Source organism: Sphingobacterium sp. KH_072, from assembly GCF_057837975.1.
In genome coordinates, this window is record NZ_CM174457.1 from 3714045 (window position 1) to 3726190 (window position 12146).

The following is a 12146-nucleotide window of genomic DNA, read 5'->3' on the forward strand; positions in this document are numbered from 1 at the left end:
GGATGGCCAATCCGTCAATCTCCGATCAGATAGCCGTAAGGCTGAAGAGATTCTACTTGGTCAAATATTACTTTAAATATACCGAGTAATGGAATGAATAAAACCATGCCTGCCGTGCCCCACACCATACCTCCTAATAATAACACCATGATGGTAAATAGTGGACCTAACTGTACTTGGCCACCCGTAATCTTCGGTGTTAAGAGGTAACTATCTAATTGCTGCGTAACGGTGAAAAATATGGTTACGATAATGGGTATACTTAGCGTATCACGCGTAATCAAGGTATACAGCACCACAATACCACCTCCGGCGACCGACCCAATATACGGAATGACATTGATCAACGCGGCTACTATAGAGAAGAACAAGGCATTTTCGATCCCGATAATGCTTAAGCCAATAAAATAAATTATAGAAAGTATCAAAACCACCAAAAATATACCGGCTACATATCGGCTGGATACGCGTGTGATCTTATCGACGATTTCCTTCGTATGACCAACTTCATTGTGACCAACATACCGATCCACGATCTGTAGAACAAAGCTTTTGATTCTTCGACGATAAATCAGCATCAAGATCGTGTATACCGTGATGATAAGGAGATTTCCAAGAATAGTGACGACCGAAAATAACACACCCCCAAGTAACTTTCCAGCCGAGCTGGACCAAGTCGCCACTTGCTCCTGCAAGTATTCTTTCTGTTTCGAAATTGACACATCAAAATGTTCAGACACCAGACTATGACCATGCGCGAACATGGTATTGAATTTGTCGCCTATAGATTCCATTTCAGCTCCCAATCCAACCAATTCATTCACGAGTACATACATTACTCCTACAATGATTAATAAGGTAACCAACACCGCTGTAACAGCAGCAATACCACGCCCCATATTCCAGCCTTCCAGCTTTCGACACACGGGCAAAAGCAACATAGCCATAAGCCCGCTAATCGCAATCGGAACTAGAAAAGCTTTAGCAAAATACATAATGAGGAAAAACAATACGATGAAAGCTAAAACTTGATTAAAGCTTCCTAAAACGGTCATTTTTGTAGGATTGGTTTTCATACACTCAATTGATCTATTGCTTTTGCTACTTGACGATCTTTATCTGTAATGGTATTACCACTATCATGGGTCGTTAGCCAAATTTCGACTTTATTGTACGTATTTTTCCACGTTGGATGATGATTTTCAGACTCCGCAATCAGCGCTACTCGCGTCATGAACGCAAACGCTTCAGAGAAATTAGCAAACGTAAATTTACGATACAACTGATGATCCGTTTCTTGCCACATAATAGTTACTATTAAATCGTGCTTGATAAACAGCCTTCACAACCGGATTGTTTTTAGGTAATGTCGCTTTGCTGCTCATTAGGTTCAATCAGCATATCTTGAAAACGTGAAAAGGTTTGATTTGCTGTATTAGCACTGTCGGGAAATGTAATCGGGTCACTTCCTACGGTATTCAGTACGTTCACAAACTTTTCCCACATTTTGGCTGACTCATCACCATATCCAGAGAAAAAGCTGAAGCCCTGCGTTATCCCATATTTTTTCAGCATTTGAACGATATAGGGACCTCCCATGATCGAGCCTTCCAATACATATAGTGCGCTCAGCGCCTCACGCGCATTTCTGATCAGTGGTACAATAGCTGTCCTGTTTACTTCTACTTCGCCACCCAATGTTTCAATATCTGCTCGAATATGCGTTGAGTTACGACGCTGCGCATAATCTGGCAACACATCACCTTCGATGTATGATTGTATAGCATACTCTACCGATGAGAAGTAGATATAAAATTTTTTCAGAATATTCGCATAATCCTCTTCACTACGAATCGCTTTCAATTGTTTGATAACGATTACTTCCAATGTTTGATGAGCTTCTTTCGTATGCTCTTTTATATATTCATTCAACATCTTATGCTGTAATTATTAACCTTCAAAAATTATTATCGACAATATACTAGTTTATGGGCAAATTGTCCTTGAAAAAATCCGCAAGTAAAAGACGAACTGCACTTTGGCTTACTTTTTGTATAGCTGTAGCCACCGAAGGTTACGCAACATTTCAATTCATTTAGCTGAAGCAGTAGAATAACCTCTCGTGGATACATACAACAAATAAGAGATTTATGAACATCAGGAATTCTATCAGTAGACAACCAAAGGCGATTCGCGATATATTGGGTAATATATCTATGCTTGCTTTAATTATCTTACTACTATTTGTATTGGAGCACACTATTAACTAAAAACGGAAATAAAATTACCCGTTTTTTTAAAAAAAACATCCCCGTTGCGACGACTTTTGGGAAGTCTTTGCAACGGGGATCTACATTTTATAGAGCGCCCTTATTGAACCGGAATGGTTAGCTCAGCTACAACCGGGAAATGATCTGACGGCAACCTCGCTTGATAATTTTTGAACGATAACTCACTCGGAAAATCACCTTTTTTAACATCTTTCTGATCTGTAGCACTACGGTAGGTATCGAGGAGCACCGCATATTTCTGCACAGATATTCCCTTACTTACAAAGATGTGATCGATGCGACTATCAGTCCACAAGTTTGGATCAAAAGCATTAAAGGTACCGTTGTGTGCATAACGAGACGCTGCCTGTTCATACGCATCTGAGATATAGCCAGATCCTTGTATAATTTGATAAATGGAATTGCGTTGATCTACATTGAAGTCGCCTGTCCACAACACATCATCATCTCCTACTACGTTGCGCATGCGTTGCAAAACGAGCTTGCAACTCTCCTCACGCGCTTTTAAACCAACATGATCTAGGTGCAGATTAAAAAACCATAGGCGCTTTCCACTGGCTTTATCCTCTAAGCGTGCCCAAGTGCAGATTCGTGGTAGAGCAGCATCCCAACCTTTAGATGGTGTATGAGGTGTTTCAGAAAGCCACATGACGCCGGAATCTAACAACGAAAAACGATCTGATTTAAATACAATCGGCGCGAACTCGCCTGCCAACTTGCCGTCATCGCGCCCCACACCAATAAAGGTATAGGCAGGCAACTGCTGCTTTAAATCTTCAAACTGATGCGCTAAAACTTCTTGACAACCCAAGATATCAAAATCGTTGTATTGAATCAAAGAGCTAATAACCGGTAATCGGTTTTCCCAAGCATTACCGTTATCACGATCACCTTTATTATCGTAGCGAATGTTATAACTAGCTACTTTCAAGGCGATAGAATCTTGCGCGTGCGTAGTCAATCCCGCTATCATTAGGCAGATCCAGATACCTAATACTTTAAAACTCAAATACCATTGTTTACTTTTCATCCTGTTCTTTTTATTTTTTAAGTTCATTAGTGAAAGAATAAGGAGCATCTTCAGATGCTGTACCTCGTTGTTTATTAGGTGTCGGCGCCATATCAAAGTTCAGTTTAGCACCTTTTTGCAAGGTAGGGATATCCAGATAGTTCTTGGTGTATTTCTTACCATTTACTTTCAGGCTATTAACATACACATTATCCTTTTGCTGATTTGCAGCGGTAATGACTACTTTTTTACCGTTTTCCAGATGTAAGGTTACTTTTTTAAACTGCGGCGATCCCAACGCGTATTGATTGGTGCCCGGCGCTACCGGATAAAAGCCTAGCGAAGAATACACATACCAAGCCGATGTCTGCCCATTATCTTCGTCGCCACAATAGCCATCTGGCGTTGGCAAATATAGGCGATCCATGATTTCACGAACCCAATACTGCGTTTTCCAAGGCGCTGCACTGTAGTTGTACAAATAAGGCATATGTTGAATCGGTTGATTACCGTGTGCATACTGCCCCATATTCATAATCTGCATTTCGCGCATTTCGTGGATCATGCTGCGACTTTTCATTCCCTCATAGCTCGGGATGACAAATACCGTATCTAGCATAGCAGTGAATTCCTTGTTGCCACCCATCAAATCAATTAAACCTTGTGGATCATGAAATACACAGAAACTCCAATGCCAAGCATTACCTTCGGTATAATCTCTAGACCAGGCGCTGGGATCAAACGGAGATCTGAATGTCCCGTCTGTGCTGCGCGCTCGCATCAATTTGGTGGAGGGATCGTACAGCTTCTTGTAATTCATCGCGCGGTCTTTGTACACTTGTAGTTCATCATCAGACTTACCCAATGCTTTGCCAAACTGGTAAATAGACCAATCATTAAATGCATATTCTAATGTTCTTGCGACATTTTGCGTGATTTTGCTGTCCGTTGGAATGTATCCCAGTTCATTATAAAATGTATATCCCGCTCTTCCTGTAGATGAATTTGTGGGATGGACATTATTGGCGCCATGTTTCACGGCCTCCCACAACGTATTGTAGTCATAATCTCTCAATCCAGTCCTATACGCATCTGCGACGACGGAGGCAGAGTTATTGCCAATCATAGAAGCTCTATGTCCAGGACTCGCCCATTCGGGCAGAAACCCACTTTCTTTATACGCATTCACCAAGCCTTCCTGCATCTGTGTATTCATCGACGGATAAAGCAGATTCAACAATGGAAATAAACTGCGAAACGTATCCCAAAAACCCGTATCCGTGAATAATGGACCAGGTAAAATCTGTCCGTTGTACGGGCTATAATGCCACTGTTTACCGTCGGCATCCCATTCCGAAAAATCACGGGGGAAAAGCGTGGAGCGGTAAAGGCAGGAATAAAAAGTACGCAAAAGATCCGTGCGATCATCTTCTATCTCTACTTTCCCTAAAATCTCGTTCCAGCGATCGCGACCATCTTGTGAGACCGATTCGAAATCCTGATCTTTTACTTCCTTCAGATTGATTTCTGCCTGATCAAAACTAATGAAGGAAGAAGCAACCTTGGCAATGACTTCTTCGCCACGTTTGGTTTTAAACCCGATGATCGCACCGGCATGATCGGTAGTGGTCGCTTTTTTGTTCGCAACCAATTGCCCGTTCTCCACAATCTGCAAACTGGTGAAGGGCTTGTCGAAGATGATCACGAAATAATTTTTAAAGTTCTCGGCTACACCACCGCTATTACGGGTAGTATATCCTTTTATCATGCGTTTTTCGGGCAAGATCTCCACGTGAGATCCTTTATCAAAAGCGTCGATCACCACATAGGCACTATCTGTTTTGGGGTAGGTGATACGAAAAATTGCAGCGCGTTCCGTTGGTGTCAATTCGGTCGTAACATCGTGATCGGCCAGATATACGCTGTAATAATAGGGCTTGGCTACTTCGGTTTTGTGTGAGAACCAACTCGCGCGCTCATCTTGGTTAAACACCGGTTGACCAGTAATTGGCATCAATGAAAACTGGCCATAATCGTTGTTCCACGGGCTGGGTTGATGCGTCTGTTTGAATCCTTTGATTTTATCCGCGGTGTATGTATAGGTCCAACCATTGCCCATTTCGCCCGTTTGCGGCGTCCAAAAATTCATCCCCCACGGCCTGGCGATGGCAGGATATGTATTTCCATTGGATAATTCGTATTTAGACATCGTGCCAATGATGGGATCGGCAAAGTCAACGGGTTCGTACAATTTTGATTTCTTGCTTTGCGCAAATCCTGTGCATACGTACAGAAGAGCTAACAAGCACATCATGCTATTTCTTAACAAAGAATTACATTTCATCATAGTAGTTTTAGGCTATTAACTTCAATTAGCTAACACGTTTTAGCAATTATAAGGAATAATAGCTAATCCTACGACTTGTTGTAGAAAGATTGATAATGATGTAATAGGGATTTTACAGAAAACAGTCTTAAATCATTGCCTTAATGGACAATACAACGCAAAAAAGGGAGATCAAAGATGAAATCGGAATATCAGCAAACGATTATGAATGCGCCATATTTCTCAAAAACACGCTAAAAAAAAAGTGTATTCTAGATATGGTATTGCGTAGAAAATATGGACTGAACCTTGGAGTTAGAAACGGCGGCTTATATGTGCCATCTGAATAGCCGTCACCGCAGCTTCATCACCTTTATTGCCATGCTTGCCGCCAGCTCTATCTATTGCTTGCTGTTCGTTATCGGTGGTCAGAACACCGAGAATAGCAGGTTTATTATATTTAAGTCCAACGTTGGCAATACCATCAGCTACTGCGCTGCAGATGAAATCAAAATGCCTTGTTTCCCCTTGGATCACACAACCAAGACAGATGACTGCATCAAAACCCTGATTGCGCAGCGCGATATCTGCTCCAGAGATAAGCTCGAAACTACCTGGCACTTGGATCACTTCGATATCCTGTTCCACTACGCCATGTGCCAATAATTTATCGACCGCTCCAGACAACAAAGCACCGGTAATACTCGCATTCCATTGTGCAACAACAATGGCGAAACGATAACCAGCTGCATTTTGCACACTTAAATGAGAGAAATCCGATAAATTTTTAAGACTACTTGACATAGATACAAATATACAAAAAAGGGCTACTTCTCAGTAGCCCTCGTATCTTATTTATAGTCACTAAACGTTATTTCTTCGTTTGTACGCGTGCGATGTGTCCTTCAATGCCAGACGCTTCATTGCTTTCTGGAAAATCATCTTGGATACGAACATATGCAGATTCTGCATTGTTGAAATCGTTTTGCACTTCGTACACTAAAGCCAATTTTTTCAAGAACAAAGGTGTCGTATAGGAGTTGCTTGATTTTTCAGCCGCTTTCTTATAGAACTTAGCTGCTTTATCATATATTTTCTCTTCGGAGTAAGCATCTCCTAACAAACCGATAATCAATGGATCTAGCACCTCACTACCTGTCTCTGTGTATCTTTCAAGATGCGTAATCGCTTCTTTGAAGTTTCTTTGTTTCAAATACAATCCACCTAAGTAAGCATTGGCCATATTAGCAGAAGCCGTATTGGAATACTCATCTGCGATCTCTTTTAAGCCGATCAGAGAACCATCACCCGTAATTGCCCTTTGTTGCAAAGAATCAATGGTCGCATATTGCTCTGCTTTAAACATTAAGCTTGCTGCTTTTTCCGCTCTTGGCTTTAGATACAAATATTGGTAACCCACATAAAGTACGATTAACGCTGCAATACCAGCAACGATAAATACGAGACTTTTGGAATTGTTTTGTATAAAAGAACCCTTGTTCAATGGGCTCTTTTCTGTATTCTTAATTTCATTCGTTGACATCAGTTCATACTATTTTGGAACGCAAAAATACACTTTTCAAAATTACATGCAACAAAATCACCCATAATTTACAAACTTATTTAACCCAGCACGTTATCTTGTTGTTCCTTATCGAGTTGCTCATATACAGAGTTTTTACTGATGAACTCCGGAACCATGCGTTTCATCTGACGCACGACTTCGGTTTCGTTTTGCGTATGCAACTTTTCGAACAGGATTTGGAAGGACTTTTCTACCATTTCAATATCATTCTCGCGAACTTGGGCAATCATGATCTTGCTATGATGCGTTGGCATCGTATTTTCTAGGTCATTTAATAATTCTTCGTATAATTTTTCACCAGGTCGCAGTCCAGTAAATTTAATATCTATTTCCTTGTAAGGTACACGACCTGAAAGCTTAATCATTTTTTCGGCAAGATTAACAATCTTGACGGATTTACCCATATCAAAGACGAAAATTTCGCCCCCTGCACCCATATTTCCCGCCTCAATTACGAGTTGACAAGCTTCAGGAATTGTCATGAAATACCGTGTAATATCAGGATGAGTTACCGTAACCGGTCCGCCTCGCTCGATCTGATCTCTAAAGCGAGGAATCACAGAGCCATTGGATCCCAACACGTTCCCAAATCGCGTGGTAATAAAACGCGTCCGATGATCGCCTCTAGATTGAGTTAGTTTTTTATCCAGCGTCTGCACATAAATCTCTGCAATGCGTTTTGTGGTACCCATCACGTTGGTCGGGTTTACCGCTTTGTCTGTAGATACTAACACAAATTTTTGCACGTCATATTCGACAGATAGGTTGGCGATATTGTAGGTGCCAATTACATTGGTACGCACTCCCTCAATCGGATGGCTTTCTACCAGAGGAACATGTTTATAGGCTGCCGCGTGGTATACTACATGCGGTCTGAAAAGCTCAAAAAGCGCACTCATACGACCTTGATCGCGTACATCTCCAATATAAGTATGGTAGATCTGATCTTTATACACATCTTGCAAATCTAATTGCAAATTATGCAACGGGGACTCGGCTTGGTCGCATAGCACGATCATCTGTGGCTCGAACTTACCCAATTGTTTAGCGATCTCACTACCAATAGATCCTGCTGCGCCCGTTACCAATACGCGCTTACCTTTAAGCTGGTGCAAAATATTCTCATTAGAGATATGGATAGGCTTACGCTCTAGCAAATCTTCGATTTTCACTTTCTGAATCTGTTTTGCTAACAGATCACCATTCATAATGCGATCGATTGGCGGCAGTGTCAACACATTGACACTGTGCTCCAGACAAACATCTACCGTCGCCTGCTTCGTGTCGACACCAATTTTATGAGAAGCAAATATCAGTTCATCTATTTGATACTTGTCGATCATCTTACTTAATTCTCTCGAACGGTAGATCTTGATGCCATCAATAGATTTGCCCACTTTTTTCTCATCATCATCTATATAGGCCACGATCAATTTGTCTCCTCGGGCATCATGATCAAAGGTGCGTTTAACAGCTAGTCCCAAATCACCAGCGCCATAAATCACTATATTGTTTACTTTCCGTTTGGCTAACTTAGTGTACTGGAAAAATATCTTAATACAAGCGCGATAGATGGTTAGTCCGGTAAACAAAAATAAGCCGTAGAGAATCACTAAGGTAATAGGCAACACGGCAAATCGTTCAAATGCTATGGCCCAAAGAAACTTGGCTACTAAAATGACGATCACACTAAATAGTACGGAGGAAAGTATGCGTATGGAATCAGTCGCGCTCGTGTAACGAACAATGCCCGAATACAATTTGAAATAGTAGAAAGAAACCGCAGTAGCTCCCATCATAAGAAATGCTTCCCAGAACACAATGATATGAATCATCTTATCTACTTGGAAAGCACTATACACCAGATAACTAAGCAGAAAGGCAATGACCGCCACGGTCATATCAAAAAGAAATATGATCCACCTAGGAACGATCCTAAAATGCTTAAACGGATTGAAACTTGGCATATACCCTACTAATCTTGTCTACGAATGATTGCCAAGTTACTTATTTATTCCTATTTTTAATGGTATTTATGAGGGAAAAAGAATGAGCAGTATGGCGAAGATAGCCCATGAAGCTATTTTTCAGACGAAAGAATCTACCGCTATGGCGGGGAAACAGAAAAATTCTTTAAAAATTGGGATTCTGAAGGAGATCACCTTTCAGGAAAATAGGATAGCACTCACGCCGCTGTCGGTCGGGTTATTGGTGGAACACGGCCACGAAATAATCCTAGAATCTGGCGCAGGTAATGCATCCAACTTCTTGGATCATCATTATAGTGAACAGGGCGCACAGATTACCCACGATCCCCGTACGGTGTATGAGTCTGACATTTTAATCAAGATTTCGCCCCCGACGCTTGCTGAGGTAGAAATGATGAAACCGCGCCAAGTGTTATTCTCTTCACAACAGCCTTCTCTGATGGATCTTGACGTGTTAAAAAGCCTGATGCGCAAGCAGATTACGGCCTTATCTTTCGAGTATTTACAAGATGAAGGCTGTCACCTGTCCGTCGTACGAGCCATGAGTGAAATCGTAGGCGCAACTTCGGTATTGATTGCCGCGGAATACCTGAGCAATGTTTTTGATGGCAAAGGTTTGATGTTAGGCGGAGTTACCGGCGTACCTCCTACCGAAATGGTCATCATCGGTGCCGGTACGGTTGGAGAATTTGCGGCGCGCACTGCTATCGCGCTTGGTGCACAAGTGAAAGTATTTGACAGTTCCGTTTTTCGACTGCGTCGATTACAAAATAATGTCGGTAGTCGCGTATTCACCTCTGTTATTCAACCTGTCGTACTAAACAAAGCGGTGCAATCCTGTGATGTGGTGATCGGTGCGATGCGCGCCAAGAATGGTCGTGCTCCCTGCCTGATCTCGGAAGAAACTGTTTCGAAGATGAAACCCAATTCGGTGGTCATTGATGTAAGTATCGATCAAGGCGGTTGTTTTGAGACATCGGAGGTTACTACGCATGATCAGCCCACCTTTCGTAAGTACGACGTGATTCATTATTGCGTGCCCAATATTGCATCGCGTGTAGCGAGAACGGCTACGTATGCATTGACCAATATTTTTACGCCAATTCTATTAGAAATTGGGGAAAGCGGTGGAATGAATAATATGATCTGGGGCAATCCCGGCATTCGCAGCGCGATATATCTCTATCACGGAAATCTGACGAACAAGGACATTGGAAGTAAATTTAACATGCCTTCTAAAGATCTTAATCTAATCGTGGTATCCAACCTATAGTAGATTTATCACAGTCGACAGATCTTTTTTTATCAATTTTTTAAGATCTAAGTACACACCACTAAACAAGAACCAACATGAAATACATCCTCCTTATCAGCATTTTATTTACAAACGGATGGCATGCCATGGCACAAAACTGGCACACAGAGGTCGGGCAGCAAGTGCCGTACTTCGAGATCGACACCAAGGATGGCAGCAAGAAATCGACAGAAACGCTACAAGGGAAAGTGGTATTGATTAATTTTTTCGCGACCTGGTGTCCCCCGTGTAGACAGGAGCTCCCAGAAGTGCAAAGCAAGATTTGGGATAAGCACAAGGATCGGGAAGATTTTGAAATTGTCGTACTGGCCAGAGAAGAAGGTTGGAATAAGCTCACTCCTTTTTTAGAGCAATTCGGCTACACCTTTCCTTTTTATCCGGACTTGAATAGAAAAGTTTATAGTTTGTTTGCGCCCGATACGATCCCGAGAAATGTGATTATTAATCGCAATGGCAAGATCATTTACCAATCAATAGGCTATGAACCGGAAGAGTTTGAGCAGATGGTCGACCTCATTCAGCTCCATCTAGATCAACCTTACTAGTTTTTACGGGTAGAATCTCGTACGATCAAAATCGGATCTAGTATGATTCGCGTGTCAGACAATACAAGTGGATCGGCAGATTGCAACATCGTGAGAAATAATCGTGCAGACTCCTCGCCCATCTTTTCTGCCTGCTGATCTATCGTCGTAAGTGAAGGATTGATGTAAGCGGAGAATGTTTGGTTGGCAAAGCCCACCACGCCAATTTCACCAGCTTGAATCTGTCGCTCGTGCAATACATTTAATATACCAAGCGCTGTAAAGTCATCCCCTCCAATAATGGCATCAGGCCGAGTAGATAAATCTAACAATTGGCGCGCAGCGCGAATTCCTGCTTCTATAGAAATTTCTTCGCGAACGATAAGACGGGGATCAATTGGCAATCCGTGCTCGCTAAGCGCGCGGGTATAGCCGGAGAAACGATCTTCAAAAATCTTGATCGTGCTGGCAGTCGATGCAAAGGCAATACGTTGGTATCCTGCCTCGATCAGGTGCGAAGTAGCCAAATAACCAGCACGCTCATCATCAATAGCCACCATTGGCGCATGAATGCGATCATCTATTCGGTCAAAAATCAACAAGGCCTTGTGTTCCTCATGCACTTTTTGAAGATGACTGAAATCCGTGGTTTCCAAAGACGGCGAAATAATAATACCATCCACCTGCGCCTCCAACAAAGTAGCAATACCGTTCTGCTCGGATTGCAACGACTCATTGCTTTGATACAAAATGATAGAATATCCGGCACGCTTGAAATGCAGCTCCAAAGTGGAAATAAAAGCAGAGAAAAAATGAATTTGCGCACTAGGCACGATCACGCCTATGATATAGGTTTTGCCCGAACTTAATGAAGAAGCAACCTTATTTGGTCGGTAATTCATTTCTTCAGCCATTTTGCGGACCGCATCTTTCGTAGCATCGCTGATAAGGTCAGAGTTATTCAATGCGCGAGAAACGGTAGATATGGTTGTATTTAGCGCTTTGGCAATATCATAAATCGTGGTTCTTTTCTTCACGTTAGGTTTTTTACAAATAATTGTAAATATAAAATAATCTAACTAGATTTATGCAAGCGCTTGCACTTAAA

At 41.9% G+C, this 12146-nt stretch carries 11 protein-coding genes; 2 read left to right on the forward strand and 9 right to left on the reverse strand.

Annotated elements, in window-relative coordinates; all coding sequences use genetic code 11:
* Window positions 1-14 precede the first annotated feature (14 nt).
* The 8 genes from AC3IRT_RS16485 to AC3IRT_RS16520 all read right to left on the reverse strand — a co-directional run bounded on the left by AC3IRT_RS16485 (window position 15) and on the right by AC3IRT_RS16520 (window position 9112).
* Window positions 15-1076 carry an AI-2E family transporter gene (locus tag AC3IRT_RS16485; protein ID WP_489394297.1) on the reverse strand — a complete coding sequence of 354 codons (1062 nt, stop codon included), beginning with the start codon at window positions 1074-1076 and terminating at the stop codon, window positions 15-17.
* Complete coding sequence (locus AC3IRT_RS16490; protein ID WP_489394298.1) at window positions 1073-1306, reverse strand: 4a-hydroxytetrahydrobiopterin dehydratase; 234 nt, start codon at window positions 1304-1306, stop codon at window positions 1073-1075. The genes AC3IRT_RS16485 and AC3IRT_RS16490 overlap by 4 nt, the downstream gene beginning before the upstream one ends.
* Before the next feature lie 53 nt (window positions 1307-1359).
* Window positions 1360-1935, reverse strand: coding sequence for a biliverdin-producing heme oxygenase (locus AC3IRT_RS16495; protein WP_489394299.1), 576 nt, complete (start codon window positions 1933-1935; stop codon window positions 1360-1362).
* Window positions 1936-2370: 435 nt separating this feature from the next.
* A complete protein-coding gene (locus tag AC3IRT_RS16500) occupies window positions 2371-3321 on the reverse strand; it encodes an endonuclease/exonuclease/phosphatase family protein (RefSeq protein ID WP_489394300.1) in 951 nt (316 codons plus the stop codon).
* Between the two features lie 10 nt (window positions 3322-3331).
* The gene (locus AC3IRT_RS16505) at window positions 3332-5644 is read right to left on the reverse strand and encodes a GH92 family glycosyl hydrolase (protein WP_489396144.1); all 2313 of its coding nucleotides are present in this window, start codon (window positions 5642-5644) and stop codon (window positions 3332-3334) included.
* A 297-nt stretch (window positions 5645-5941) separates the two neighbouring features.
* Entirely contained in the window at window positions 5942-6430 is a 489-nt protein-coding gene (gene ribH / locus AC3IRT_RS16510; protein WP_489394301.1) for a 6,7-dimethyl-8-ribityllumazine synthase, read from the reverse strand.
* Window positions 6431-6497: 67 nt separating this feature from the next.
* Window positions 6498-7169 carry a tetratricopeptide repeat protein gene (locus AC3IRT_RS16515; RefSeq protein ID WP_489394302.1) on the reverse strand — a complete coding sequence of 224 codons (672 nt, stop codon included), beginning with the start codon at window positions 7167-7169 and terminating at the stop codon, window positions 6498-6500.
* Between the two features lie 80 nt (window positions 7170-7249).
* The gene (locus AC3IRT_RS16520; protein WP_489394303.1) at window positions 7250-9112 is read right to left on the reverse strand and encodes a polysaccharide biosynthesis protein; all 1863 of its coding nucleotides are present in this window, start codon (window positions 9110-9112) and stop codon (window positions 7250-7252) included.
* Window positions 9113-9260: 148 nt separating this feature from the next.
* Between AC3IRT_RS16520 and AC3IRT_RS16525 the strand changes: the two genes are divergently transcribed.
* Window positions 9261-10472: an alanine dehydrogenase gene (locus AC3IRT_RS16525; RefSeq protein WP_489394304.1), complete on the forward strand. Its 1212-nt coding sequence runs from the start codon at window positions 9261-9263 to the stop codon at window positions 10470-10472.
* Between the two features lie 77 nt (window positions 10473-10549).
* Window positions 10550-11059, forward strand: coding sequence for a TlpA family protein disulfide reductase (locus tag AC3IRT_RS16530; RefSeq protein WP_489394305.1), 510 nt, complete (start codon window positions 10550-10552; stop codon window positions 11057-11059).
* Here AC3IRT_RS16530 and AC3IRT_RS16535 read toward each other — a convergent pair.
* Entirely contained in the window at window positions 11056-12075 is a 1020-nt protein-coding gene (locus tag AC3IRT_RS16535) for a LacI family DNA-binding transcriptional regulator (protein ID WP_489394306.1), read from the reverse strand. The genes AC3IRT_RS16530 and AC3IRT_RS16535 overlap by 4 nt on opposite strands.
* Between the last annotated feature and the right edge of the window lie 71 nt (window positions 12076-12146).

Bases quoted from the DNA above. Each gene is read 5' to 3' on its own strand.
- AC3IRT_RS16495 (WP_489394299.1), bottom strand. From the start codon at position 1,935: ATGTTGAATGAATATATAAAAGAGCATACGAAAGAAGCTCATCAAACA.
- AC3IRT_RS16515 (WP_489394302.1), bottom strand. From the start codon at position 7,169: ATGTCAACGAATGAAATTAAGAATACAGAAAAGAGCCCATTGAACAAG.
- AC3IRT_RS16500 (WP_489394300.1), bottom strand. From the start codon at position 3,321: ATGAAAAGTAAACAATGGTATTTGAGTTTTAAAGTATTAGGTATCTGG.
- AC3IRT_RS16490 (WP_489394298.1), bottom strand. From the start codon at position 1,306: ATGTGGCAAGAAACGGATCATCAGTTGTATCGTAAATTTACGTTTGCT.
- AC3IRT_RS16485 (WP_489394297.1), bottom strand. From the start codon at position 1,076: ATGAAAACCAATCCTACAAAAATGACCGTTTTAGGAAGCTTTAATCAA.
- ribH (WP_489394301.1), bottom strand. From the start codon at position 6,430: ATGTCAAGTAGTCTTAAAAATTTATCGGATTTCTCTCATTTAAGTGTG.
- AC3IRT_RS16520 (WP_489394303.1), bottom strand. From the start codon at position 9,112: ATGACCGTGGCGGTCATTGCCTTTCTGCTTAGTTATCTGGTGTATAGT.
- AC3IRT_RS16530 (WP_489394305.1), top strand. From the start codon at position 10,550: ATGAAATACATCCTCCTTATCAGCATTTTATTTACAAACGGATGGCAT.
- AC3IRT_RS16525 (WP_489394304.1), top strand. From the start codon at position 9,261: ATGAGCAGTATGGCGAAGATAGCCCATGAAGCTATTTTTCAGACGAAA.
- AC3IRT_RS16505 (WP_489396144.1), bottom strand. From the start codon at position 5,644: ATGAAATGTAATTCTTTGTTAAGAAATAGCATGATGTGCTTGTTAGCT.